Below are 21,671 nucleotides of genomic sequence, written 5' to 3'. Positions count from 1 at the left end.
GATTTCCAGCACCTCTCACAAAATGTCTTGTCAGGATGGCGTGGCATTTCAACCATCCCGTTCAAACGCGCATGCGGGCCTTTCAGGACCTGTTCAATCAGCTGGATCAGGTCACAGGCACCAAGGCCAAGGTGCAGGCGCTGGTGGATCACTTTCAGGGGGTCGATCCAGGGGAAGCGGCTTGGGCGTTGACGCTGCTGTTGGGCAAACGACGCCGCCGCTTGATCACCGGTCGCCGACTGCGCGACATTCTGCGGGACCGCGGTGGTCTTCCGGATTGGCTGATCGACGACTGCTACGGCCAAGTGGGCGACTCAGCCGAAACCATCAGCCTGCTCTGGCCCGCCGTGCAAGAGCGGGTTAAAGCAACCGATCCCGGTCTTCCCAGCGGGGAGGGAGACATGCCCCTGCGCTGGTGGATGGACACCCTGCTGCCGGCCATCAGCACCAGAAGCGATGACGACCAAGCCAATGCCGTGATCTGGCTCTGGCACAGCACCCCGCCCGACCAGCACTTCATCGTCAACAAGTTGCTCACGGGCGGATTCCGTGTCGGCGTGTCGACGGGACTGATCAGCCGCGCCATCGCCGAGGCGTTTGATCTGGAGGAAAGTCTTGTGGTGCAACGGCTGATGGGCGGCTTTGAGCCCTCCGCTGAGCGATTCGTTCAACTCACCGCCTGCGCGACCGCGGATGAACACCGTTCCAGTGGCACCCCCTACCCCTTTTATCTCGCCAGTCCCCTGGAACCCGAACGACTGCAGGAGACATCCGCAAAAGATTGGCAACTGGAGTGGAAATGGGACGGGATCCGCGGTCAGCTGATTCATCGCGGTTCCGGCGTCTACCTCTGGAGCCGTGGAGAAGAACTGGTCAACGAGAGCTTCCCTGAGCTTGTGGAGATAGCCCAGGCCTTGCCATCCGGCAGCGTTCTCGACGGCGAACTGATCTGCTGGCAACGGAACGCGGCCACACCGCTTGGCTTTGATCAGCTGCAACGACGGCTCGGCCGCAAAACCGTTGGAGCAACGTTGAAACGGGACTGCCCGATGCAGTTCATCGCCTACGACCTGCTGGAACATCAGGGTGTCGACATCCGCCAGCAGGGATTAAGGCAGCGTCAGCAGCAACTGGCTGCGCTGCTGGAAAACATCGAGCATCCCGAGTCGTGGCGGCTGCAGCAGAGCCCGTCCTGGTCGATCAACACCTGGGAGGAGCTGGAGACACAACGCAACCAGGCCCGTCAACACAACGCCGAAGGCCTGATGCTCAAACAAGCGGAATCGCCTTATCTGAGCGGGCGCAAGCGCGGCAACTGGTGGAAGCACAAGCTGGAGCCGATGACCCTCGACGCAGTGCTCCTCTATGCCCAGGCCGGCAGTGGGCGACGCGCCAACCTGTTCACCGACTACACCTTCGGCCTCTGGACCAACGCGGAAGAGCCGCAGTTGGTGACCTTCGCCAAGGCCTATTCCGGCCTCAACGACGCCGAAATCCTCGAGCTTGACCGCTGGATCCGACGCAACACCCTGCAGCGCTTCGGGCCGGCACGATCCGTTCAAGCAGAACTGGTGTTTGAGATTGGATTTGAAGGGATTCATCCTTCCAAACGCCACAAATCCGGCATCGCCGTGCGTTTCCCACGCATCCTGCGCTGGCGACGCGACAAACCCGCCGATGAAGCGGATTCACTCCAAACAGCGATGGCGTTGATCCAGAACCGCTGATGGCGCCTTTAAAAAAGAGTGCAAAAGCGAAGGCAAAGGCCAAGCCAAAAAGCAGCGACCCTCGGTTGAACCCGATTCATGCCTGGTTCGCGAGGAAAAACTGGGCACCGCTCCCGTTTCAACGCCAAACCTGGGAGGCCTACCTCGCCGGTCAGAGCGGATTGATCCAAGTACCAACTGGATCCGGCAAAACCTTCGCCGCCGTGATGGGGCCGATCGCCCGGATGTTGGCGGAGGAGCAGCCATTGAAAGGAATACGCCTGCTCTACATCACGCCATTGCGAGCCCTCAGCCGCGACTTGTCACTGGCGATCCGCGAACCGATTGAGGCGATGGGTTGGCCGATTCGGGTGGGCATCCGTAATGGCGACAGCAGCAGCAGCGAACGCACCAAACAGCTCAAGGCACCGCCACAGATTCTGGTGACGACTCCAGAGTCCCTCGCCCTGCTGCTCAGCAACGCCAAGGCCGAAGAGCTGTTTGGTCAGCTGCAGACGGTGATCCTCGATGAATGGCACGAGTTGATGGGCAGCAAACGGGGCAGCCAGACGGAGCTGTGCCTGAGCTGGTTGCGGCAGCTCCGCCCCCAGCTCCAGACCTGGGCCATCAGTGCCACCATCGGCAACATCGAGCAGGCAGCGCGCCATGCCTTAGGGACAGCAGAGGAGCCGCAGCTGATCGGAGGCGCCCCAGCCCGCAGCACGGAAATTCAGAGCATCCTTCCTGAGACGATCGATGGCTTCCCTTGGGCCGGACACCTCGGGTTGCGGATGTACGAGGAGCTGGTGGCCCGCCTCAATCCCGGGATCAGCACCTTGCTGTTCACCAACACCCGCAATCAGTCGGAGCGTTGGCACCAATGTCTGCGCTTCGCCTGCCCGGAAATGGAGGAGGGATTGGCTCTGCACCACAGCGCCATCGACCGCGGCGAGCGGGAAGCGATCGAAGCCTCCGTGAAGGCCGGTGGCATTCGTTGGGTGGTGTGCACCAGCTCTCTGGATCTCGGGGTGGACTTCCAACCCGTGGAACAGGTGGTGCAGATCGGCAGCCCCAAGAATCTGGCGCGGCTGCTGCAGCGGGCGGGACGGTCAGCGCACTTACCCGGCGGAACATCCCAGGTGCTGTTCATGCCCACCAATGCGCTCGAACTGCTCGAGCTCAGTGCTGTGCGACGGGGGCTGACGGAGGGTCTGGTGGAACAACGCAAACCGCCGAACGCCCCGCTGGATGTGCTGCTGCAGCACCTCACGGGGCTGGCCTGCGGCCCTGGCTTCAATCCCGAGCAGACCTTGCAGGCCGTGCGGAGCTGTGCGGCCTACGCCGAGCTGAGCCCGGACGACTGGGACTGGTGCATGCTGTTTCTCGAGCAGGGCGGGGAGTGCCTCGGGGCCTATCCCCGCTACCGCAAACTCGAGTGGGAGGAGACAAGCCAGCACTACCGGGTGCGCGACAAGGCCATCGCCCGGCTGCACCGTCTCAATGTCGGAACAATCACGGCCGCACCGGCGATCACGGTGCGTTTTGTGCGTGGTGCTGTGCTCGGCCATGTGGAGGAGACCTTCATCAGCCAGCTGAAGCCGAAGGATGTGTTCTTTTTCTCCGGCCGCCAGCTGGAGTTCGTACGGCTGCGGGACATGACCGCTTACGTGAAGGTGAGCACAAAAAAAACGCGCACGGTGCCTGCCTGGGCTGGAGGGCAGATGGCCCTCTCCGATCTGCTGACCCATCACCTGCGTCTCGAGGTGGACCGAGCCAGCCGTGGTGACTTGGACAACGCTGAACTGCAGGCTCTGAAGCCCCTGTTTGATCGGCAACAGGACATCTCGGTGTTGCCGACGATTGGGCAGCTGTTGATTGAGACCTGTCACACCCGGGAAGGCACGCACCTGTTTGCTTTCCCCTTTGAAGGACGGTTCGTTCATGAGGGCATCGGCTTCCTCTGGGCGTCGCGGCTCACCCGTCTGGAGCGGGGCACGATCACGGTGTCGGTGAACGACTACGGCTTTGAGCTGTTGGCACCGAAGAGCTACCCCATGGCGGAGTTGCTGGAGGATCACTTCGATCTGCTGCTTGATCGTCAAAAGCTGGAGCTGGATCTGAAAAACGCACTGAATCTTTCCGAGCTGCAACGGCGACGCTTTCGCGCCATCGCCCAGATCGCTGGCCTAATGAACCGGGGATTCCCTGGATCCAGCAAAAGCACCGGTCAGCTTCAGATCAGTGCCTCGCTGCTGTTCGATGTGTTCAGCCGCCATGAACCGAACAACCGCTTACTGCTACAAGCGCAGCAGGAGGTGCTCGACGACCAGTTGGAGATCTCACGCTTGGAGGCGGCCTTGGAACGCGCTGCAAGCCAGGAATGGCTGCACGTTGAAACCCCGCGGCCCAGCCCGCTGGCCTTTCCACTGCTGGTGGAGCGGCTCAACAACAGGATGAGCAATGAATCCGTTTTGGAGCGGGTTCAGCGGATGAAGGAGGAAGCCATCCGCAAAGAGGGTTGAGATCGCTTTCCACTGCAGTGCCCTTAAGGTTCAACAGCGGAAGGGATTAGCAACGTTGGCCAAGCTCGGGGAGATCAAGCTCAAACAGATTCCACAGCTCAACACGGCCAACAGCTCGCCTTTGATTCGGAAACACAAGGAGGTTCTGAATCTGATGATGAGAACGCTTTCGCTCGATACCTACGGCCTCACCTGGGCCCAGTTCATCAAGGGGTTTGGTTGTGGTGCCTTGGCCGTTTGGCTGCTGATGCGCTGAGATCAACCGTGACGTACCGGCCTTCCGCCCTGTCGCAGCGACTCCAACATGCCCCTTTCCAAGGCCGTCAGTTTTGGTGCCGGCTCATTCAGTGCAGCTTCCGCCCGTGACTTGGCTGCGGCAATGAATCGGTCTGTCTTATCTCCAGAATCAAACGCCAAGGTGCCTTAGCAAGTACGACTCAAGGTATGAATCGGTGGCCGTTGAGGCTCAGGACTTAAGGAAAAACCCTGAACCCAACAGATGAGGGTGAGAGCCTTCGGCAACCATTCCCTCGATCACTTGTTCGTTGCTATCGGTTGGAGGTTGCAGCACCTCGATGAGCCGTTACCCCGTCTTTTATTGCTCTCCAGCGTCCGTTGACGCCGGCTTCATGCCTGTTGAGGCGGCGGACGCCTATGAGGCTGAGCAAATCGTGCAGCGCGAGCACCCCGGTGCCGTGACGGCATCCCTGAGCGAGCGGGTCACGAACGCAGAGGAAATCCGCCGGTTATTCCTGGCCTGGCTCGAAAAAGTCTGAACACCTGGAGCCACCGAGGGGTGCATGGGACGTAATCCGTTGTCGGTCAGCCCCCCCAGCTGGCTGGACATCGACGCCGAGAGCTACAAACGGCTGCTGAACCGCACCGCGGTAACGATCACCAAGCGCGCCAGAAAACGAGGAGCCACGTACCAGGTGAGGGAGACCATCGATGCCATTCACGCAGCCTTTCAGCGTTGCGACGGCACGGATCCCTTCGACGGGCTGCCGTTGGACAACCGCCTCAATGATGGAAGCCGCAGTCCGACCGTCTCCCCGGTGAGCAGCAGCAGCGCCGCGACCTTTGAGATTCTCAGCCTGCAGACCAAAGAAGCCAAAGGGGAGAGGGACGCCGAGGAGTTCATCGCCCACTGCCGTGCCGTCGTCGCCCATGCCGACGACCCATCAACGGCCCAGCGATGAGCAGCGCAAAGAAGCTGTTCCTGGTGGTGCTGGGCGGGCGTTGCAAGGGCTGCCATGTCGAGCAGCACGATGTGCGCTGGGTGGTGGGGGAGACCATTGAGGCCACGCTGCCGGCCCTGCGGCAGGAATGGATCGGGCTTCGCCGTGGCTTGCACATCGACAGCTATCGCTGCATCGACCATGTCGATGGCCATCGCGTTGAGGTTGTTGAGCAAGCGCAGGATCGATCCAGTGCTGATGGTCAGCAGCTGTGGTTCGTCAACCTTGGCGCCTATGACCCCACGTCAATGGCGGAACAGCACGCCTTTGGGGTGATCGTGGCCCGATCTTCAGCCTCAGCAAAAGCACTGGCACGCCAGCGTTGGCTCCAAGGACAGGAGCAAGTCCACAAGGATGACCTTCATCCTGTCGAAATGGACAGCGCGCTCGATGATCTGCTGCCGATTCACGGAAACGGCCAATGGCATTTGAGACTGATCGCGGATCCCCAAGTCGACGTCGCCCCAGCCCATCCCGATTGGTACGGCTACTGGACGATCTGACCACAGAACAAACACAGGTCAGCTACAACAAACACCCACGTTGAGGATGTGTCGTGCTGATCCTGATCCTCCTCGTTCTGACGGGCTCCTATGCCGGACTGTGGGCGTTGCGATTCGTACTGGAACAACGCACAGACACCGAATAGGCAATCACGGCCCAAAGCAGCATCCAGTCACACTTGGCCGGAAAGCTGAAATGGTTTGCAGGTCGAGCCGCAATACGTTTTTTTCAGTCCGTCGCTCAACCATGACGCTTGTTCAACGTCTCGGCACCGCCATGCTTCTCGTGGGGGTCACCGGAATCAGCCTGAGTCCTGCAGCTGAAGCCCATCGCGATCACCACCACCACAATCGCCACTCCCATAAGAAGCAAAAGGCCTACGACAAGGGCTACAGGAGGGGCTACAGAAATGCGATCGAGAACACCCGTCGCCGCCACGTTCGTCCGATCTACCGCAGTTATTCCCCGGTGTACGGCCCCATGGGTTTACCGACCCCATGGATGGTTCCGGTTCACCCGTATCACCACGGCAACCGGGTCAGTGGCGGTTTCGGGTTCAATCTGTAGACAACAGATCAATCCACCATGTCTGATCGAGTCAGCAAAGACGCAGCCGAAGCCTGGCGCGACCATGTGCTGAAGCAGGTGGTGGATTATCTGGAGACCCATCGCGATGCAATCCTCGATCGCTTTGAAGCTGACAACGCTTACAACTTGAAGCGTGAGGACATCGAACAGTCAGATCTGCTCGATTTCGATGTTTCAGTCACGCTGCATCGCGATCAATCCTCATCCTTTGGCCTTGGATTCGGTTTTTTCAAGGCCAACATAATTCGCTGAATCAAGCTGCAGGCTTCCAGAGCTCGTCGGGATCCTGGCGTTGCAGTGTTTGTTCAGCCAGCTTGAGGTAATAGAAATAGCTTTGCCTGTCTTCAGATTCAGCAGCTTTGTTCATCAAGTGCAGATAGCTGAGACGCTGATCGCTGTTCATGCGTGGACTGGAAGAGATCCAGACAATCACCTCAGGAAGCCTTGGGTTTCGGTATAGGAGCGAACAATCGAAACAATTTTAGGTATCAATATGGCACTTCTTTATTTTTTCTTTTGAAGACTTTGCCTAAAAACCTTTACCGACAATGCAATCAACAGGGCTGGAAGTTCTTCGTGACAGGCGGGCCGCCTCCAGGAGGAACGAAACAGCCAGGATCGGATGAACCTGTGTTCTGCTGAGGCAACGCAGGACCTTGAGGTACAGGCCCTTCTGGTGATGCCGGACCCAGGCCCGGCCGGATCAGTTGAGACGTGACGTTGAACGCCAAGCCGCCAAGCAAACCAAGCCCCATCGAGGCCGAGAAAGCGATAAGGAGTTGACGCTGACGGTTGTTCATCCCACTGCTCGATCCCGGTGAAGGTTGATTGGCCGCGAGCTCTGGCCTCAATCTCAGTCAATAACGGAGATTTGACAGATCAAAACAGACCGCCGGATGATCCGCCTGCTGCAACCAGAACGATCGAAACACAGTCTCTGCTGACGCTGCTCACGCCCTTCCTTGTGTTCGGAGCGTTGTTTGTGGTGCTCCTGCTGGTCTGGGACCGATGACAGCCCCCGTTGCGGGACTGTTCTGGACGCCATACGCCGATTGGATTTACACCGTGGTCAGCCTCAGTGGTCTGATGCTGATCACGTGGTTGGTGCTGGGTCGCAGCAGCGGTAGCTGACGCGCTTCAAAGGGCGTCAGGCAGCAAGCATCTCCATCTCAGGCTCCAGCAGCACATCGCGGGCTGTGTTGAACCGCGTCATCGCTTCAGGGTCGCCCCCTTTGTCCGGATGATGTTGAACAGCCAGAAGTTTGTGGACCCGCTTCACCTGGGCAACGGTCAGCCGACCGGTCAGCGGCAAGCCAAGGCATTGCCTGGCCTGAATCGCCTCCAGGCCAGGATCACGCCCCATCGGACATTGATCGCGGCGATGGTTTGACGTGCCTGGCTTGCGCTTCTTGCTGGTTTTGCGTTTGGCCGAGCTGGCCTTACCCCCAAACCCTTTCGATTCCTGCACAAGCTGATCGCCGAAGCAGGCCACAATGACTGATCGCCTGGTTCAGTCACCCAAAAGCGACCACCAGCGCTCGATGCGATCGGTGGAGCCGTACCAGCTTTGACCGAACAATCCCCCGTGGGCCGTATCGGCAAGCTCAATCCAACGGGCATCCCGCAACAGGGCTGATGAAATTGGCACCAGGCCATCACCCTCCAGATCCGGGTCGCCCATGATCTGGCGATAGCTGCGGGCAGAGCTGCGCCTCGAGAAGCTTGATGCATTCGCTCCCTGAGGATCAAGCCGACCCGCAACCGCGACGTAATCCACCCGATCGACTTCAGGGCAACCCGGAAACTCACGATCCACGCGAGCCCGCAGCGGTGTGGCACGCAGAGCCTGATGGGGACTGCCGAGAGTGATCAGGCGATTGCATCGGGCTGCGCCGTTGAAACGGCGTCCCAGAAAGGCCTGATCGGCCAGATAAGGCCGCAACATCACCCCACCGGAACTGTGACCAATCAAGGTGACTCGCCCGGTGGGCGACTGGCTTTGAAGCTCGCGCACAGCGGTATCGACGCGATCAAGCAGGCGGACCCAACCGAAGCCCCAGCTGGTGGCCAGCCAATCCAATTTGGACGCAGGCACGATGCGAACTGCAGCACCGGTGGCTTGATGAATCCAATCAGCGAGGGGGCGATAGGCCTCTTCCGTGATCAGAAAGCCACCGAAGATGACGACGGGCTGGGCGAGGCGAGCTGTGCCGATCACCGAATCAGCGCACATTGCGGGGCCTTGATCAGGTCGTAGCCACGCCGAATGCGACTGCCGCCAGGCTCAAGAACCATGCTCAGGTGTTGATCTTCAGAGGAAGCCTCGAGAACAACCTGCTGACCGATCAACACGATCCTGAAGCGCCAGGGGAGAAGACCCGGAAGGGTAAAGCTCATGGAGATCCTGGTTCTCGCCTCACGATGCCGCAAGTGAGGCCAACGTCCATCCCTTGAATTCAAAGGAAAGACGAGGAATCACTGGAGAGGTTTCTCCGCCACAACGGCAAAGAAAGGATCTCCCTTGCCACCGAACAAGCCCATCACACCCTCGGCGCGGGTGTCTTCGGCAACAATCTCCGGCTGGGGCCAGCCCTGGGCCATCAACACCTCAGCGACATAACGCAGGTGATCCCCGTCATCACCATCGGTCCAGATCTGCGGAGCCTTGGTGAAGAACATTCGATTGGAAAACGCCACGATCACCTGGCCCCGGGGCCGGGTGATCCGCAACAACTCAGCGGCGATCAGCTCGGGCTGTTGCAGGTACTGCCAACCGGCCACGATGAGGGTGGCATCGATCGAAGCGTCCTCAACCGGGAGGGCTTGGTCGCGGTTGAGGTTCTGAACCCAGTGCCGATCCAATCGGGGATTGGCGCTCAGCTCATCTGCATTGAGGCCATGGCCGGTCACCTTGTCGTAACTGACGTCTTCCGGCAGATGGCTGACCCAACTGCTCATCAGATCCAGCACCTGGGCACAGGGCGGAATGCGCTCGCGGTAGAGGGCGGTCAGCCGAGCCCGAAAACCCGCATCCAGGTGGTGAACGAAACGAGGCTCGCTGTAGAAGATCGCGTCATCCGTGGCATCCAACTTGAAGCGTTGGGAGTCCTTCAGAACAGGAACAACCGTCATCGATCAACCCAGCTGCAGGTACCAGCGCAGGGCTGCAGCAAGCTGACCCGCAATTCCCAAGCCTGTGGTCTTTTCAAGCACCACGGCAGCCGCGAAACCGAGCATGGCTACACGGCCATTGAGACGCTCCACTTCGGTCAGAGCAGACCGGTTCCAGGGACGTGCTGTGGTGAGCGACTCGCCGAAGCGTTCCGGTTCTTCGTAGCGAAAAGCAGGCCGACTCATCGCAATGCGCAAATCCAGCGGACCTTAACCACGGTTCCATCGCGTCCGGGGTAGACGGTCCAGGAACCATCGGCCCGGCGTTGCTCAAGCTGCCCCTTGGAGCAGTTGGCACGCATCGGCAGAACCCGTTGGCGCCACTGATCCTGGCCAGCGCGCTGAATTAACAGGCCTGCCTCCACCTCAACGGCACCGTCAACAGCTTTTGGGGCCCGGATGTATTCAGCCGCCTTGAGCGCGGGGGTGTCGAGGGCCTCCATGAAGATCCAGCCGTCGCCGGGCAGCAGCTCGCCGCGACGCGATTGCCAAACCGCCGGCTCCTGCATCGGCTGCCATTCCGCCTGAACAGGCAGAGAGCTCAGGGACAACAATGAGGCCAGAGCAACTTTGAAGGTCAGAGAGCAGGAGGCCAAGGGCATCACGATGCGGGCAGAGGGGTCAAGGGGACTGTCGGCTGCTTCAAACAGCTTTACGAAGCGTTGAAACGCAAACATGAACGAATGGTTATGGAATTCCACCTAGCAGGAGTGCCAGCTTGAAACGACTGCTTCAACGGTCCATGGCCAGCATTGCTCAAGGACGAACTCCCTACACAGTCCGCCACAAGACCTCCAACGGAGAAAAGCTGGAATCCTGCTTCTACGCCACCGATGCCTTTGAAGCGCGTCTGCTGGCCATGGAGTTCAACGCCTATATCCGTCAGCATCCAAACTGCATCGATTCGATCCTCAGGACGGAGGCTTGAGCGGCGCTCGCCGACGCTCCACCTGAACGAAGACAAGCCAGGCCAGGCTGGCGAGGCCTCCTCCGATCCAATCGCTGCGCAGCAGTTCAACCAGGGCGATGGTGCTGGCCCCAATGCGCAGTCCCCGTAGAAGCAGGTCCGTTAGGGGAGGTGTCCGGCGCTTGTCGCGCTCCATGGGCCGACTCCGAAAAGATAGGGAGGTTGCAGAGCCCCATGATCTCAGCCGCATCTGGTCCGCCTGCCGCTGCCCTTCTGGCGCGTGAACGTCAGAGCCGCCGAGAGGGAAGCGGCATTCAGATCGAGCATTTGCCGGGCTGCTGGATGTTGCAGCAAACCTGGAATCGCAACGGTGATGCGCCGGCGCCCGGAACGGCAACACTGCTGCGTTGGCTGCAGGCCAGCCTGATTTTGAGCCCCTGTGACCAGGGCCTGGGCATCACCAATCAGGTGACCCTGGCCGGGTTCCGATTGAGGTTCAGTGGTCATGCCCAACTCAAGGGTTCAAGACCGCTGCTGATGTTCAGCTTCACGTCGATGGAGCTGTCCTGGTCGAGTCAGCTGCTGCTTCAGCGAAGCCTGCCTTCACCACAGCCCCAACGGCTTCCTTTCTTTGCCCTGATCGAGCTGAACGAGCAGCAGGGAACGCTTACGGCGCGTGGCCGGGGCGGTGGACTGGCTCAGTGGTCGCGGCTCAAACCGGAGGCGCCATGAAGCCCGCCGTTGCCCTGGCCATGCTCCAGCGGGAGGGGCGATGGCTGCTCCAGCTGCGAGACGATGTCGAGACGATCATTTATCCGGGCCATTGGGGGCTGTTTGGCGGCCATCTCGACCCGGGAGAAACAGCCAGCGAAGCCGTGCACCGCGAACTGCAGGAGGAGATCGATTGGTCACCCAGCGTGCCGCTCGAGCCTTGGTTCAGCGACGACAGCGGCAACCGGGTGGCCCATGTGTTCCGTGGAGCCCTCAGCGTTCCCTTGCGCAAGCTGCAGTTGAAGGAGGGCCAGGAGATGAAGTTGGTCTCGCTCAGCGACCTTGTGCGTGAGTCGATTTGGAGCGAGCGGCAGCAGGAGCTGCGGCCCGTCGCGCCCCGCCTGTCGATCGTGATCGAACGGCTGCTGCAGGAGGGCCATGACGGCTGAAACCTGGCTCGATCTCCGCAATGTGGAGGCATGGTTGGGCGATCGCCCAGTGCTGCACAAGCTCAACCTGCAATTGAAACTGCGGCAGTCCACAACGGTGTTGGGGCCCAACGGAGCAGGCAAAAGCAGCCTGGTGAAACTGATCGACCGCAGCCTGTATCCCATTGTTCGGGACGACGCGCACCTGCGGCTGTTTGGCAGCGAGACGGTGAACCTCTGGGCGCTGCGCAGCCGCCTGGGGGTGGTGTCCAGCGAGTTGGAACAGCGGCTTCATCCCAAAACAGCAGTTGATGAGGTGGTGGTGAGCAGTTTTTTTGGTGCCACCCGGCTGGGCCGGGATCAGAACCCAAGCGGTGAGCAATGGGAGCAAGCGCAGGATCTGCTTGATCAACTGCAACTCCACAGCATTCGTGGGCGCTGCTATGGAGAGCTGTCGGACGGACAGCGGCGCCGCCTGTTGATCGCTCGCGCCCTGGTGCACGAACCTGAGGTACTGGTGCTTGATGAGCCGAGCCGAGCCCTTGATCTCCAGGCCTGCCATCAGTTGCTAAACATCCTCCGGGGCCTGATCCGAGCGGGGACAACCGTGGTGCAGGTCACCCACCGCGTGGACACTATCCTGCCGGAAATGGAACGGGTGCTGTTTCTGGCGCAGGGACGCCTTGTTGGGGATGGGAGTCCGCGGGAGATGCTGCGGCCCGCCGAGCTGAGTGAGTTATTCAAGACTCCGCTCAGCGTGGTCGAGGCCCATGGCTTTCGCCAGGTTCTCCCGGGATAAATCCAGACGCAGCACCCTGCTCTGCTAGGGATGAGGGCCAGACTTTGCAATCGCCATGGCAACGGCAGAACAGAAAAAGACCATCACCAAAAAGCGCCTGCAGGAGCTGCGCAACCAGTGCCGTGACCACTACAACGTGGTGGCCGATGGTGTTCTGCCCGACGGTGCGGATGTGCGCGTCACGATGGGCAGGCTCCAGGAGCTGATCGAACTGCTGGATGGCAAAGCCAAGTGGGATGACAGCGAAGCCTCCTGAGCCACTCCAAGACATGCGGGACGATCTTGATTACCGCGAACCGTGGGACCAGGCAGGTTCCAAGCAAGCGGAATCCGATCAGGGCCGTTCCGCCAAGGACTTTCACTTCCGAGAAGCAGGCGTTCAACGCTTCAACGACACCTATGACTGGGACGACGACGCACGCTGATCCATCGATCAGAGACGCCGCAGTACACCCTGACCAGGGGCAAAAAGGAAGGCGAGCACGAATTGCGCGGTTTGCGCCAGCACGATGCAACCAGCGGTGGAGCTGTCAGTCCAGTAGCTGATGAACACACCCAGAACACTGGAGAGCACGCTGCTTGTGACGGCCAGCAGCGTCATCCGATCGAACCGATCGGTGAGCAGATAGGCCGTGGCACCGGGGGTGACAAGCATGGACACCACCAGGATGATTCCTACGGTCTGCAGACCGGCAACGGCGGCCAGGGAGAGGAGCCCCAACAGCATGTAGTGCAGCAGTCCGGTGTTGATCCCGATCGATCGGGCGTGGGTGGGGTCAAAGCAAAAAAGCATCAGGTCCCGCCGAAACAGCAGCAGCACCACCAGCACCAGCACAGAAATCACCAGGGTCTGTTGCACGTCCCCGGCTGAGATCCCCAGAACATTGCCGAACAAGATGTGGGTGAGATCAATGTTGCTGCGCGTCTTCGAGATGAGCACCAGACCCAGGGCGAAGAAGCCGGTGAAGACAAGCCCAATGACGGTGTCTTCCTTCACCCTCGACTTCTGCTTCACAAAGCCGATGGCGGCAACGGAGCCGACACCGAAGACGAACGCCCCCAAGGAGAAGGGCAGGCCCAGCGCATAAGCGACAACTACGCCAGGTAGAACGGCATGGGAGACGGCGTCACCCATCAACGCCCATCCCTTCAGCGTCATGAAGCAGGACAACAGCCCGCAAACACCGCCGACGAGGGCGCTGATCAACAACGCCTTGACCATGAAGGCGTGACTGAGGGGTTCCAGCAATAGCTCCATCGGTTCAGTATGGGCGCGCTGCAGCCGGTTCGATGCCCCGCGCCTCCACCCAGAACGCTCGTCCCGCGCTGCGCCGGCTACCCACCCGCCCCAACCGGATGGTTCAGGCCGTGGTCAGCCGCCTGCTTCCGCTGCTCTTCCGCAGTCAGGGGCTCGAAATCAGCCAGGGCAATACGGCAGAAGGCTTGGCGAAGGCCTTTGCAGCGCAGCAGTCAGGCGGCTGCAATTTGCTAATCGCCTTTCGCCACCCCAGCACCCGCGATCCGGTGGTGCTGGCGGATCTGTTCTGGAACCGTGTTCCCCAGGCGGCACGGCGGCTCAAGCTGCCGTTGCCACGTCCCATCCAGTTGCGGTTTCTCTACGACCGTGGCATTCCGATCTGGGCTGGCCAGGTCATTGGTTGGCTGCTGCAACGCAGCGGTGGTATTGCCATCCATCGCGGTCGATTGGACCGGCCGGCCCTCGCCCAGGCCCGTGGGGCTCTGAGCCGGGGGCGCTACCCGCTGGTGGTGGCACCGGAAGGAGCCACCAACAACCTCTCCGGCGAGATGGCGCCATTGGAACCGGGGGTGGCCCAACTTGCGTTCTGGGCCGCTGAAGATCTGGAGAAAGCCAACGACGTGCGACCACTGGACGTGTTGCCGATTGGCATTCACTACAGCTGGAGACAACACAACTGGGAGGCCCTCGATGCGCGGTTGACTGCCCTGGAGCGCCATCTCGGCATTTCCAACGACGACGCCGACCCAGAGCATGCCGAGGCGAGCAGGCGGGACCGGCTGATCCAGGTCGGCATGAATCTGCTCAAAGCGCTTGAGCAGCTCGAGCGGCTGAAGCCCGATCCAGATCAGACCTTCGGCGAACGGATTGGTGCCTATCGCCTGCATGGCCTTGCCAAAGCCGAAGCCCATTTCGCCTTGCGTGCCGTCGGCAATCTGCAAGAGCGTTGCCGTCGGATCGAGCAGGCCGCCTGGGATCGGATCTACAGGGAAGGTGTTGATCAGCTCTCACCCCTGGAGCGGAGCCTGGCGGACTGGGAGGCACGGGAAGCTGACCTCCAACTCACCCGCATGCGACTCGTGGAGCATTTCACCAGCGTGAGTGGTCACTACATCAGCGATCAACCCGACTTTGACCGCTTTGCTGAGATGTTGCTGCTGGTGGAGGAGGCGATCGGCTGGATCGAAGACAAGCCCTGGAAGGGTGAGCCCAGCCTTGGACCACAACGGGTGGAACTGCGTCTTGGACGTGCTTTGGCCGTGCGGCCTCGACTGAACCAGTACCGCAGTAACCGACGCGAGGCGATGCATCTGTTCATGCAAGACCTGGAGCAGGCTCTCGCTGCCCTGATGCCTGACGCTTGTCGAACAACAACGACTGAAGCTGGAAGGTCCTAATCAGAACGTCTCCTCCGGGGAGCTGTTGCCCGTGAGCAGATCGGGCGGCACGCCGCCGAAGGTCATGGCCAGGTTCTCGGGAGTGAACACCTCCGAGGTTTCCCCATAGGCGAGCACGGTCTTATTGATCAGAACCACCAGATCGCAAAAATCACGGACGTGACCCAGGTCGTGAGTGGAGATCAGGATCGTGCGGCCCTCATCGCGGAACTGAAGAAACAGCTGGGCCATCAGCTGCTCGGTGCGCACATCAACCCCGTTGAAGGGTTCATCCAGCAGCAGCACATCAGCACGCTGGGCGATCGCCCGGGCCAGGAACGTGCGCTTGCGCTGACCACCCGAGAGGGTGCTGAGGGGACGATCGGCCAGCTCCAGCAGATCGACGCGCGTCAACGCGTCCCGTACAGCCACACGGTCCGAGCTTCGGGGAATCCGCAACGGATTCATCGCGCCGTAGCGACCCATCATCACCACATCTCTGACCGAAACAGGGAACTGGGCATCCACCCCGTCGCTCTGGGGCACGTAGGCCACAGCCTGATGACGCTGTGCTTCGGCCACGCTGCTGCCGTTAATCCTGATTCTGCCGCGTGAGGGACGAACAAACCCAGTGAGGGCCTTAAAAAACGTCGATTTGCCGGCACCATTCATGCCCACCAAACCGCAGATGCAACCCGCTGGAAGGTGCAGGCTGGCGTCGTACAGGGCAACGGTGCCGTTGTAGTCCACACAGAGCTGGTCGGCCTGAATGCGCATCAGCGGTTGCTCTCGGAAAAGTCCAGGCCCTTGCGGATCAGACCCACATTGTGCCGCTGCAGTTCCAACAGGGTGGGTGCGGGCCCATCCGGAGACGACAGGGAATCCACGTAAAAGGTTCCGCCGAATCGGGCCCCAGCTGCCGCTGCCACCTCCCGTTGGGCTTTATCGCTCACGGTGCTTTCACAAAAAATGGCTGGCACCTGCCGCTCTCGCACCGTATCGATCAACCGTGCCATGCGTTTGGGTGTGATCTCGCTTTCAGCATTCACCGGCCAGAGATAGGCCTCCTCCAGCCCGTAATCGGTTGCCAGATAGGTGAAGGCCCCCTCACAACTCACCAGCAGCCGTTGCTGGGCAGGCAGTGCAGCAATCGCCGCGCGCAGCTCATCATCGAGGGTCTGGAGCTTGGCTTTGTAAGCCGACGCATTGGCGGCATAAACCGCGGCACCGCCTGGATCGAGTTGCGTAAAAGCCCGCTCGAGATGGTCCACATAAACCATCGTGCGCTGGGGGGACATCCAGGCATGGGGATTGGGCTTGCCGGAATAGGCATCCTCCGTGATCAGGAGAGGGTCCATCCCCTCCGAAAGGGTGATGGTGGGCACATCCCCCGCTGCAGCGGTGAATCGCTGGGCCCACAACTCCAGCCCCAACCCGTTCTCAACAATCAGATCCGCTTTGCTGGCGCGCTCGATGTCACTGGGAGTGGGTTGGTAACCGTGGATCTCGGCACCGGGCTTGACGATCGAAGCCACCTGCAACCGATCACCCGCCACATTGCTGGCTAGATCAGCCAAGACCGTGAAGGTGGTAAGCACCTGCGGGCGGGAATCCGTGGTGACGTCCTGATCTCGACTGCGGCAGGAGGCCAGCAGCACAGCCACCACAACAAACAGCACTGCCGCCGAACGGTTCCAGTTCAACAGTGGCAATGCGGGCTGAATCGTCTTGATCGAGGATCGCATCAATGGCTCCTAAAACAGTCTCGGCAACGGCCGGGAAACGTTGCAACGAAGCGATGCAATCGCCGAAGCGCCAAGATCACTCCACCCACTGAAAGCCCGTGCGCAGGTCAGAGCGGGTGGAGGTAATCCTGCAGCGCCTCCACGAGCAGTACCCGGAAACACCGATCCCCCTGGATCACAGTGATCCGTTCACCCTGCTGATCGCTGTTCTGTTGAGTGCCCAATGCACCGACAAGAAGGTGAATGAGGTGACTCCGGCGCTGTTTGCCGCCGGGCCAACACCCGCCGCCATGGCAGCACTCGAGGAGGAGCAGATCCTCGCTTTCATCCGGCAGCTCGGGCTGGCCAAAACCAAGGCCAGAAACGTCCGCCGCCTTGCCCAGATTCTGGTGACGGCCTACGACGGCGATGTTCCCCGGAGCTTTGAGGAGCTCGAAGCCTTACCGGGCGTGGGGCACAAAACAGCCAGCGTGGTGATGGCCCAGGCCTTCGGCGTGCCCGCCTTCCCCGTCGACACCCACATCCACCGGCTGGCCCAGCGCTGGGGATTGAGCGATGGCAGCAATGTGGCGCGCACGGAACAAGACCTCAAGCGTCTCTTCCCCAAGGAGCACTGGAACAAGCTGCACCTGCAGATCATCTTCTGGGGCCGTGAGTTCTGCACAGCACGGGGGTGCGACGGAACGGTCTGCCCCATGTGCCGTGAGCTTTATCCGAAACGGCGGCGTCCGGTGATCACCCACAAGCCTTGATTAAGACAAGTGCTCTTCAGCGTTGGCCTTGATCACACAATCAGAGGTTGGATAGCTCACACAAAGGAGGGCAAACCCCTGCCCCATCTGGTCATCATCGAGAAAACTCTGATCGGTCTGATCCACCGAGCCACTCACCAGGCGGCCGGCGCAGGTGGAACAGGCTCCGGCTCGGCAGGAATAAGGAAGATCGACACCGGCTTCCTCTGCTGCATCGAGGATATAGACGTCATCAGGGCACGAAAAGCTGGCACCACCCTCGATGTTGATGTTGAAAGAGGCCATGACTCAGAAGGTCCTGAGAGGTTGGTAGCTGGATCAGACCATCGGTGCCAAGGCAGCTGGACCTGAGAGGTCCACCCTTGATTTTTTTTTTGGGGGGGGGGAGGCGCAGGCGAGGGAACCTGCGCTCGTTCAACTCCCCGAAGCGTTGGCAGTGATGCTCGCGCCACCCGAATCATCACTCGAATGAGAACAGCTCTTACTAAGCAGTAATGCCTAAAAGCGTGCGAATCGATACCCGCCAAAGCGCCAGCGTCATGGACAGTGCAACGGGAAAGCAGTGGTGCTTTCCATGCGTCACGGAGAGGGTGGGCTGAGGGGCCTGCTCTTTTTTTTGACTTGAGCTTGAGGCAGGAGGCCACTTGACCGCCAATGCTCGCCATTGCTAGTACTGATGTACTTGCAGGATAGACATGGGAGAGGGCTGGCTGATTGACAGTGACGGCCGCTGGATCTGGCGATTCCATCGCGATCAGAAGGGATGGATCAACGAGCCAAAGGTTTTCATCGACAGAGGCCGTCGCCTGCCTGATGGCCCTCCTCTTCTGAAGGAACGGCGACACTTGAGAAAGGCCGAAGCAGAACAACTCTGGGCGTCATTACAGACCCAAGGATGGAAGCGCCTTGCGTCCCCGGCCTGGGGCGACGCGGTTGAACTGTGAGACGAACCGCTGGTGCCAACCACGAGGCTGTCCATCAGCAATCCCACCGCACCCATCGTGTAGGCATCTTGGTGATGTGAGGAAAAACGCCTCACAGGGTGGAAACAAGGACACACTCCTGCGAGTCGTTTTGGAACCCCTGCCTTTGGCGGGGGTTTCTTTTTGTCTGGAAGGAAGCCCATGGAATCCGTCATCAACGAAATCGAGTTCGACTTCGAGCAGACCGTCAGCATCCGAACTGATGTGAAGCTGAGCAAGGACGACGTGAAGCAGATCGTCTCAGAAGCTCCAGCGGAAACACTGGAAGAGATCGTTTACCAAAGCCTGGTGACCGATGAGTTGTACCTGAGAGCAAGGGCTAAGGAGATCGCAATCAAACTGAAGCAAGACGACCTTGAAGTGAGAAGGATCGAGTATTGGGACGACGAAGGAAACAGGGTCTGACAGTCGCACCTGGTCATCAACCCTTTTGGCGAAGGCGAGCCGAACTCAGCCTTTGGCAATGACATTCATCAGAGGTCTTGTTTGCTTCAGTGGAAGAGACGCTTACGGCTGCCTCCCCCACCCGCGATCATTCGATTCTGCTGAGAACAGGCTCCAGATCGTAGTCATAGCCTTGAACAATGACGTCTGCGCGTTGCTTCAAAGGGTGAATGAAGCGTCGCTCACCGGGCAGCATTTCACCCAGCATCTGGCGAATCACATACAGAGCTGACCGCTGCCTTTCGCGTACATCACGCCAGAGACGCCTGACAAGCCTCTGCAGAAGAGGGGTTTCGATGTACACGACTAGCGAGATCGGCACAGCCTCCAGCAAATGTTGCGGCCCATAGGATCCTTCCACCAGAACCAGGTCGTATGGCTGATTCAATGACCTGGAGCCAACCTTGCGGCTGCGCATGTCGTAGCTGCGCAGGGAGCCCAGCTGCCGGTAGCGAACAGCGTTGAGCTGCAGCCGCAGCTGATCCGCGTCAATGGCATCCACCGTGTCGAAGCCATAGCGAGAGCTCGGGAGCCAACCACTGCGGTAGTAGTCATCACAGGCGATCAGCAGTGGATGTCGTCCCCTGGCACGCAGTTGCTCGGCGAGATGTGCCGCAAAGGTTGTCTTGCCAGCTGCAGACGGCCCGCAGATGCACACCAGAGGGACTGCCCCAGACAAGCGTCGCATTCATCAAGCCCCATGCTGCCAACGAGACCCAAGCGAAGCAGAAAAAACAGTAGCCGTTGATACAAATCAGAGCTAAGGTGTGATCACGTTGAGCCTCTTCAACAGGCAGCAGTCAGATCCACGCCAGGCAACGGGGGCGTGGACACCGCGCAAGAGAAAGATGAACACCCTTCAACTGATCAAGGCACGGACTGTGCGCAATCAGGCCATCGAAACGGCCAGAACACAGATGGCACGGGCCTACCGCCACCAAGACCACACCGACCGGGTGCACACCCCGGTGGGAACCAAGACCAAAGTGCTGCGCTATCGCGGCGTTGCCTACGAAGCGATCGACCCACAACAGCACCCAAGCGGTGGGCGGGAACTGCGTTACCGCGGCGTCAGCTACGACGTGTACTGAGGCCAAATTTCCATTCATGATTGAAGCGGGGACATTCCCCGCTTTTTTCATGGCCGTTGAGGGTGACAAAGCAGCAGTGGCGCATTGTGGTGATCTCAACTGCGGCAGTGGCCTTCAGCATCACAGCAGGCCTGGAACCTCCGCTGCGAAACCTGGTCACCTTCGCCAAGGCGGGGACGAGTTTCATTGCCAAACAGCTCTGCAGCGGCGTGCTGATGGCTGGGATGGATCCAGACCAGATGCTGAAAGAGGACCTGGCCGCCGGCCAGGGGATGATCCACACCCAGATCGAGCCAAGCGCTGGTCGCGTTAAAGCGAGCTCCCTGTTCGGGCTGATTCGCGCTGAAGCCGTGCAGAACGGTGAACGGGGCTGTACATGGCGCATCAACGGCCAACCAACGCCCCGAGCACTCAGCCAAAACAAGCCCGGCTCCGGGAATTCCAAGCCCATTGGAGACCCCTGGCCCCTGATCGCCACAGCCCAGCCAGAGCCACCTGAAATCGATCACCAAGCGCTGAACAGGGCTCTCGATCGCGCCTTTCAGGAGAACGATCCGCTCCTACCAAAACGAACCCGAGCTGTGGTTGTGGTGCAGGACGGCTGGGTGATTGCCGAGCGCTACGCCAAGAGCATTCCGCCCGACATGCCACTGATTGGCTGGTCGATGAGCAAAAGCATCACCCATGCCCTGATCGGACGAGCCATCCACACAGGGCTTCTGGATCCAGACAAGCCGCCGAAGGTGTCCGAATGGAGTGATCCGCAGGATCCACGCCAAAAGATCAGCCTGGATCAGCTGCTGCGAATGAACAGCGGACTGGCCTTCGAGGAATCGACGGGAGCACTGAACTCGGATCTGGTGCGGATGCTGACCCAGGAAGCCGACATGGCAGGGTTCGCCGCCAGCAAATCACTGAGCAAAAAACCGGGGAAAAAGTGGAACTATTCATCCGGAACCACAAACATCCTCAGCCGGATCCTGAGGCACGCCATCGATGACGATCAGCACTACTGGAGCTTTCCCTCACAGGCGTTGTTCGGGCCTCTTGGGATGACAACTGCTGTTCTCGAGAGCGACAACAGTGGAACTTTGGTGGGCTCATCCCTGGCTTGGGCCAGCGGACGCGATTGGGCCCGGTTTGGCCAGCTTTACCTGGATCATGGCAGCTGGAACGGCAAACAACTTTTGCCCGCGAACTGGGTTCAGCAGGCTCGAACGGCGTCGCGGGGATCAAAGCAGGCCTACGGAGCGCACTGGTGGCTCAGCCGGCGCAAATCGAGGCCTGATCTGCCCAAAGACAGCTTCTCAGCGGAGGGCTACCAGGGACAATTGCTGCTGGTGGCTCCATCCCAGCGCGCGGTGATTGTGCGTCTGGGACAGACACCCAAAAAGCCAGGTTTTGATGCCAATGCTTTCGGGGCTGATGTTCTCTCAGCCCTTCGATGA

The 21,671-nt window shown here is 60.0% G+C and carries 33 protein-coding genes; 20 read left to right on the top strand and 13 right to left on the bottom strand.

The features are described 5' to 3' along the window. Positions 1–71 precede the first annotated feature (71 nt). From FZZ90_RS00260 to FZZ90_RS00230, 7 genes are all read left to right on the top strand, one after another. The gene (locus tag FZZ90_RS00260; RefSeq protein ID WP_226423804.1) at positions 72–1,727 is read left to right on the top strand and encodes an ATP-dependent DNA ligase; all 1,656 of its coding nucleotides are present in this window, start codon (positions 72–74) and stop codon (positions 1,725–1,727) included. Next, the gene (locus FZZ90_RS00255; RefSeq protein ID WP_226423803.1) at positions 1,727–4,228 is read left to right on the top strand and encodes a ligase-associated DNA damage response DEXH box helicase; all 2,502 of its coding nucleotides are present in this window, start codon (positions 1,727–1,729) and stop codon (positions 4,226–4,228) included. The genes FZZ90_RS00260 and FZZ90_RS00255 overlap by 1 nt, the downstream gene beginning before the upstream one ends. A gap of 575 nt (positions 4,229–4,803) precedes the next feature. After that, positions 4,804–5,004 (top strand): hypothetical protein, encoded by a 201-nt coding sequence (locus FZZ90_RS00250; RefSeq protein ID WP_226423802.1) that lies wholly within the window; start codon positions 4,804–4,806, stop codon positions 5,002–5,004. A gap of 24 nt (positions 5,005–5,028) precedes the next feature. After that, on the top strand, positions 5,029–5,427 hold the full coding sequence (locus tag FZZ90_RS00245; RefSeq protein ID WP_226423801.1) for a hypothetical protein: 399 nt from the start codon (positions 5,029–5,031) through the stop codon (positions 5,425–5,427). Next, entirely contained in the window at positions 5,424–5,969 is a 546-nt protein-coding gene (locus FZZ90_RS00240; protein ID WP_226423800.1) for a DUF1543 domain-containing protein, read from the top strand. The genes FZZ90_RS00245 and FZZ90_RS00240 overlap by 4 nt, the downstream gene beginning before the upstream one ends. A gap of 247 nt (positions 5,970–6,216) precedes the next feature. Next, positions 6,217–6,537: a hypothetical protein gene (locus tag FZZ90_RS00235; RefSeq protein ID WP_226423799.1), complete on the top strand. Its 321-nt coding sequence runs from the start codon at positions 6,217–6,219 to the stop codon at positions 6,535–6,537. Positions 6,538–6,555: 18 nt separating this feature from the next. Next, positions 6,556–6,810 carry a hypothetical protein gene (locus FZZ90_RS00230; protein WP_226423798.1) on the top strand — a complete coding sequence of 85 codons (255 nt, stop codon included), beginning with the start codon at positions 6,556–6,558 and terminating at the stop codon, positions 6,808–6,810. 1 nt (position 6,811) lies between these two features. Here FZZ90_RS00230 and FZZ90_RS00225 read toward each other — a convergent pair whose 3' ends face one another. Continuing rightward, positions 6,812–6,961 carry a hypothetical protein gene (locus FZZ90_RS00225; RefSeq protein WP_226423797.1) on the bottom strand — a complete coding sequence of 50 codons (150 nt, stop codon included), beginning with the start codon at positions 6,959–6,961 and terminating at the stop codon, positions 6,812–6,814. A gap of 605 nt (positions 6,962–7,566) precedes the next feature. Here FZZ90_RS00225 and FZZ90_RS12775 point away from each other — a divergent pair. Beyond that, positions 7,567–7,689 carry a hypothetical protein gene (locus tag FZZ90_RS12775; RefSeq protein WP_006849913.1) on the top strand — a complete coding sequence of 41 codons (123 nt, stop codon included), beginning with the start codon at positions 7,567–7,569 and terminating at the stop codon, positions 7,687–7,689. A gap of 16 nt (positions 7,690–7,705) precedes the next feature. Here FZZ90_RS12775 and FZZ90_RS00220 read toward each other — a convergent pair whose 3' ends face one another. The 6 genes from FZZ90_RS00220 to FZZ90_RS00195 all read right to left on the bottom strand — a co-directional run bounded on the left by FZZ90_RS00220 (position 7,706) and on the right by FZZ90_RS00195 (position 10,406). Continuing rightward, complete coding sequence (locus FZZ90_RS00220) at positions 7,706–8,050, bottom strand: molecular chaperone DnaJ (protein ID WP_226423796.1); 345 nt, start codon at positions 8,048–8,050, stop codon at positions 7,706–7,708. Positions 8,051–8,068: 18 nt separating this feature from the next. Beyond that, positions 8,069–8,791 carry a triacylglycerol lipase gene (locus FZZ90_RS00215; RefSeq protein WP_226423795.1) on the bottom strand — a complete coding sequence of 241 codons (723 nt, stop codon included), beginning with the start codon at positions 8,789–8,791 and terminating at the stop codon, positions 8,069–8,071. Beyond that, a complete protein-coding gene (locus FZZ90_RS00210) occupies positions 8,773–8,955 on the bottom strand; it encodes a hypothetical protein (protein ID WP_226423794.1) in 183 nt (60 codons plus the stop codon). Before FZZ90_RS00210 ends, FZZ90_RS00215 begins: the two co-directional genes overlap by 19 nt. Before the next feature lie 78 nt (positions 8,956–9,033). Continuing rightward, the gene (locus FZZ90_RS00205; RefSeq protein WP_226423793.1) at positions 9,034–9,690 is read right to left on the bottom strand and encodes a methyltransferase domain-containing protein; all 657 of its coding nucleotides are present in this window, start codon (positions 9,688–9,690) and stop codon (positions 9,034–9,036) included. Positions 9,691–9,693: 3 nt separating this feature from the next. Beyond that, positions 9,694–9,915, bottom strand: a complete 222-nt coding sequence (locus tag FZZ90_RS00200; protein ID WP_226423792.1) for a chlorophyll a/b-binding protein — start codon at positions 9,913–9,915, stop codon at positions 9,694–9,696. Then, complete coding sequence (locus tag FZZ90_RS00195; protein WP_226423791.1) at positions 9,912–10,406, bottom strand: hypothetical protein; 495 nt, start codon at positions 10,404–10,406, stop codon at positions 9,912–9,914. Before FZZ90_RS00195 ends, FZZ90_RS00200 begins: the two co-directional genes overlap by 4 nt. Before the next feature lie 65 nt (positions 10,407–10,471). Here FZZ90_RS00195 and FZZ90_RS00190 point away from each other — a divergent pair, with 65 nt between their 5' ends. After that, on the top strand, positions 10,472–10,657 hold the full coding sequence (locus FZZ90_RS00190; protein ID WP_226423790.1) for a hypothetical protein: 186 nt from the start codon (positions 10,472–10,474) through the stop codon (positions 10,655–10,657). Here the strand turns inward: FZZ90_RS00190 and FZZ90_RS00185 are convergent. Beyond that, a complete protein-coding gene (locus tag FZZ90_RS00185; RefSeq protein ID WP_226399602.1) occupies positions 10,641–10,832 on the bottom strand; it encodes a hypothetical protein in 192 nt (63 codons plus the stop codon). The two genes, FZZ90_RS00190 and FZZ90_RS00185, sit on opposite strands and share 17 nt — an antisense overlap. 38 nt (positions 10,833–10,870) lie before the next feature. Between FZZ90_RS00185 and FZZ90_RS00180 the strand changes: the two genes are divergently transcribed. Genes FZZ90_RS00180 through FZZ90_RS00160 form a run of 5 tightly spaced genes read left to right on the top strand, consistent with a single transcriptional unit; the run spans position 10,871 to position 12,999 of the window. Next, entirely contained in the window at positions 10,871–11,368 is a 498-nt protein-coding gene (locus tag FZZ90_RS00180; protein ID WP_226423789.1) for a hypothetical protein, read from the top strand. Continuing rightward, positions 11,365–11,796: an NUDIX hydrolase gene (locus FZZ90_RS00175; RefSeq protein WP_226423788.1), complete on the top strand. Its 432-nt coding sequence runs from the start codon at positions 11,365–11,367 to the stop codon at positions 11,794–11,796. Before FZZ90_RS00180 ends, FZZ90_RS00175 begins: the two co-directional genes overlap by 4 nt. Continuing rightward, positions 11,786–12,574: an ABC transporter ATP-binding protein gene (locus FZZ90_RS00170; protein ID WP_226423787.1), complete on the top strand. Its 789-nt coding sequence runs from the start codon at positions 11,786–11,788 to the stop codon at positions 12,572–12,574. Before FZZ90_RS00175 ends, FZZ90_RS00170 begins: the two co-directional genes overlap by 11 nt. 55 nt (positions 12,575–12,629) lie before the next feature. Further along, positions 12,630–12,830 carry a hypothetical protein gene (locus tag FZZ90_RS00165; RefSeq protein ID WP_011364449.1) on the top strand — a complete coding sequence of 67 codons (201 nt, stop codon included), beginning with the start codon at positions 12,630–12,632 and terminating at the stop codon, positions 12,828–12,830. A 13-nt stretch (positions 12,831–12,843) separates the two neighbouring features. Then, positions 12,844–12,999, top strand: coding sequence for a hypothetical protein (locus FZZ90_RS00160; protein WP_226423786.1), 156 nt, complete (start codon positions 12,844–12,846; stop codon positions 12,997–12,999). Between the two features lie 8 nt (positions 13,000–13,007). On the opposite strand, the gene FZZ90_RS00155 is transcribed toward FZZ90_RS00160, so the two are convergent. Next, on the bottom strand, positions 13,008–13,832 hold the full coding sequence (locus FZZ90_RS00155; protein WP_226423785.1) for a metal ABC transporter permease: 825 nt from the start codon (positions 13,830–13,832) through the stop codon (positions 13,008–13,010). A 32-nt stretch (positions 13,833–13,864) separates the two neighbouring features. On the opposite strand from FZZ90_RS00155, the gene FZZ90_RS00150 reads away from it, so the two are divergent. Then, the gene (locus FZZ90_RS00150) at positions 13,865–15,229 is read left to right on the top strand and encodes a 1-acyl-sn-glycerol-3-phosphate acyltransferase (RefSeq protein ID WP_226423784.1); all 1,365 of its coding nucleotides are present in this window, start codon (positions 13,865–13,867) and stop codon (positions 15,227–15,229) included. Here FZZ90_RS00150 and FZZ90_RS00145 read toward each other — a convergent pair whose 3' ends face one another. Both FZZ90_RS00145 and FZZ90_RS00140 read right to left on the bottom strand, forming a co-directional pair. Next, entirely contained in the window at positions 15,230–15,985 is a 756-nt protein-coding gene (locus FZZ90_RS00145; RefSeq protein ID WP_226423783.1) for a metal ABC transporter ATP-binding protein, read from the bottom strand. Then, positions 15,985–16,953, bottom strand: a complete 969-nt coding sequence (locus FZZ90_RS00140) for a metal ABC transporter substrate-binding protein (protein WP_226423782.1) — start codon at positions 16,951–16,953, stop codon at positions 15,985–15,987. Before FZZ90_RS00140 ends, FZZ90_RS00145 begins: the two co-directional genes overlap by 1 nt. Before the next feature lie 98 nt (positions 16,954–17,051). On the opposite strand from FZZ90_RS00140, the gene nth reads away from it, so the two are divergent. Beyond that, positions 17,052–17,705, top strand: coding sequence for an endonuclease III (nth, locus tag FZZ90_RS00135; protein WP_226423781.1), 654 nt, complete (start codon positions 17,052–17,054; stop codon positions 17,703–17,705). Here the strand turns inward: nth and FZZ90_RS00130 are convergent, their stop codons facing one another. Beyond that, on the bottom strand, positions 17,706–17,990 hold the full coding sequence (locus FZZ90_RS00130; RefSeq protein ID WP_226423780.1) for a 2Fe-2S iron-sulfur cluster-binding protein: 285 nt from the start codon (positions 17,988–17,990) through the stop codon (positions 17,706–17,708). Between the two features lie 410 nt (positions 17,991–18,400). Between FZZ90_RS00130 and FZZ90_RS00125 the strand changes: the two genes are divergently transcribed. Both FZZ90_RS00125 and FZZ90_RS00120 read left to right on the top strand, forming a co-directional pair. Further along, positions 18,401–18,649, top strand: a complete 249-nt coding sequence (locus FZZ90_RS00125) for a DUF1651 domain-containing protein (protein WP_226423779.1) — start codon at positions 18,401–18,403, stop codon at positions 18,647–18,649. 180 nt (positions 18,650–18,829) lie between these two features. Beyond that, positions 18,830–19,093, top strand: a complete 264-nt coding sequence (locus FZZ90_RS00120; RefSeq protein ID WP_226423778.1) for a hypothetical protein — start codon at positions 18,830–18,832, stop codon at positions 19,091–19,093. Between the two features lie 127 nt (positions 19,094–19,220). Here FZZ90_RS00120 and FZZ90_RS00115 read toward each other — a convergent pair whose 3' ends face one another. After that, entirely contained in the window at positions 19,221–19,811 is a 591-nt protein-coding gene (locus tag FZZ90_RS00115; protein ID WP_226423777.1) for a nucleoside kinase, read from the bottom strand. 169 nt (positions 19,812–19,980) lie between these two features. Here FZZ90_RS00115 and FZZ90_RS00110 point away from each other — a divergent pair, with 169 nt between their 5' ends. Continuing rightward, positions 19,981–20,223 carry a DUF4278 domain-containing protein gene (locus FZZ90_RS00110; protein ID WP_226423776.1) on the top strand — a complete coding sequence of 81 codons (243 nt, stop codon included), beginning with the start codon at positions 19,981–19,983 and terminating at the stop codon, positions 20,221–20,223. A gap of 62 nt (positions 20,224–20,285) precedes the next feature. Further along, positions 20,286–21,671: a serine hydrolase gene (locus FZZ90_RS00105; RefSeq protein ID WP_226423775.1), complete on the top strand. Its 1,386-nt coding sequence runs from the start codon at positions 20,286–20,288 to the stop codon at positions 21,669–21,671.

The sequence above is a fragment of the Synechococcus sp. MU1617 genome, assembly GCF_020514235.1.
In the GTDB taxonomy this organism is placed as follows: Bacteria; Cyanobacteriota; Cyanobacteriia; order PCC-6307; family Cyanobiaceae; genus Parasynechococcus.
The sequence above is the reverse complement of the archived record's forward strand: the minus strand, read 5'-3'. Positions and strand labels throughout refer to the sequence as shown.

Bases quoted from the DNA above. Each gene is read 5' to 3' on its own strand.
- FZZ90_RS00230 (WP_226423798.1), top strand. From the start codon at position 6,556: ATGTCTGATCGAGTCAGCAAAGACGCAGCCGAAGCCTGGCGCGACCAT.
- FZZ90_RS00235 (WP_226423799.1), top strand. From the start codon at position 6,217: ATGACGCTTGTTCAACGTCTCGGCACCGCCATGCTTCTCGTGGGGGTC.
- FZZ90_RS00165 (WP_011364449.1), top strand. From the start codon at position 12,630: ATGGCAACGGCAGAACAGAAAAAGACCATCACCAAAAAGCGCCTGCAG.
- FZZ90_RS00195 (WP_226423791.1), bottom strand. From the start codon at position 10,406: ATGTTTGCGTTTCAACGCTTCGTAAAGCTGTTTGAAGCAGCCGACAGT.
- FZZ90_RS00185 (WP_226399602.1), bottom strand. From the start codon at position 10,832: ATGGAGCGCGACAAGCGCCGGACACCTCCCCTAACGGACCTGCTTCTA.
- FZZ90_RS00205 (WP_226423793.1), bottom strand. From the start codon at position 9,690: ATGACGGTTGTTCCTGTTCTGAAGGACTCCCAACGCTTCAAGTTGGAT.
- FZZ90_RS00210 (WP_226423794.1), bottom strand. From the start codon at position 8,955: ATGAGCTTTACCCTTCCGGGTCTTCTCCCCTGGCGCTTCAGGATCGTG.
- FZZ90_RS00175 (WP_226423788.1), top strand. From the start codon at position 11,365: ATGAAGCCCGCCGTTGCCCTGGCCATGCTCCAGCGGGAGGGGCGATGG.
- FZZ90_RS00260 (WP_226423804.1), top strand. From the start codon at position 72: ATGCGGGCCTTTCAGGACCTGTTCAATCAGCTGGATCAGGTCACAGGC.
- FZZ90_RS00215 (WP_226423795.1), bottom strand. From the start codon at position 8,791: ATGTGCGCTGATTCGGTGATCGGCACAGCTCGCCTCGCCCAGCCCGTC.
- FZZ90_RS00180 (WP_226423789.1), top strand. From the start codon at position 10,871: ATGATCTCAGCCGCATCTGGTCCGCCTGCCGCTGCCCTTCTGGCGCGT.
- FZZ90_RS00145 (WP_226423783.1), bottom strand. From the start codon at position 15,985: ATGCGCATTCAGGCCGACCAGCTCTGTGTGGACTACAACGGCACCGTT.
- FZZ90_RS00160 (WP_226423786.1), top strand. From the start codon at position 12,844: ATGCGGGACGATCTTGATTACCGCGAACCGTGGGACCAGGCAGGTTCC.
- FZZ90_RS00240 (WP_226423800.1), top strand. From the start codon at position 5,424: ATGAGCAGCGCAAAGAAGCTGTTCCTGGTGGTGCTGGGCGGGCGTTGC.
- FZZ90_RS00200 (WP_226423792.1), bottom strand. From the start codon at position 9,915: ATGAGTCGGCCTGCTTTTCGCTACGAAGAACCGGAACGCTTCGGCGAG.
- FZZ90_RS00225 (WP_226423797.1), bottom strand. From the start codon at position 6,961: ATGAACAGCGATCAGCGTCTCAGCTATCTGCACTTGATGAACAAAGCT.
- FZZ90_RS00125 (WP_226423779.1), top strand. From the start codon at position 18,401: ATGGGAGAGGGCTGGCTGATTGACAGTGACGGCCGCTGGATCTGGCGA.
- FZZ90_RS00140 (WP_226423782.1), bottom strand. From the start codon at position 16,953: ATGCGATCCTCGATCAAGACGATTCAGCCCGCATTGCCACTGTTGAAC.
- FZZ90_RS00245 (WP_226423801.1), top strand. From the start codon at position 5,029: ATGGGACGTAATCCGTTGTCGGTCAGCCCCCCCAGCTGGCTGGACATC.
- FZZ90_RS00250 (WP_226423802.1), top strand. From the start codon at position 4,804: ATGAGCCGTTACCCCGTCTTTTATTGCTCTCCAGCGTCCGTTGACGCC.
- FZZ90_RS00150 (WP_226423784.1), top strand. From the start codon at position 13,865: ATGCCCCGCGCCTCCACCCAGAACGCTCGTCCCGCGCTGCGCCGGCTA.
- FZZ90_RS12775 (WP_006849913.1), top strand. From the start codon at position 7,567: ATGACAGCCCCCGTTGCGGGACTGTTCTGGACGCCATACGCCGATTGG.
- FZZ90_RS00155 (WP_226423785.1), bottom strand. From the start codon at position 13,832: ATGGAGCTATTGCTGGAACCCCTCAGTCACGCCTTCATGGTCAAGGCG.
- FZZ90_RS00120 (WP_226423778.1), top strand. From the start codon at position 18,830: ATGGAATCCGTCATCAACGAAATCGAGTTCGACTTCGAGCAGACCGTC.
- FZZ90_RS00130 (WP_226423780.1), bottom strand. From the start codon at position 17,990: ATGGCCTCTTTCAACATCAACATCGAGGGTGGTGCCAGCTTTTCGTGC.
- FZZ90_RS00110 (WP_226423776.1), top strand. From the start codon at position 19,981: ATGAACACCCTTCAACTGATCAAGGCACGGACTGTGCGCAATCAGGCC.
- FZZ90_RS00190 (WP_226423790.1), top strand. From the start codon at position 10,472: ATGGCCAGCATTGCTCAAGGACGAACTCCCTACACAGTCCGCCACAAG.
- FZZ90_RS00255 (WP_226423803.1), top strand. From the start codon at position 1,727: ATGGCGCCTTTAAAAAAGAGTGCAAAAGCGAAGGCAAAGGCCAAGCCA.
- FZZ90_RS00170 (WP_226423787.1), top strand. From the start codon at position 11,786: ATGACGGCTGAAACCTGGCTCGATCTCCGCAATGTGGAGGCATGGTTG.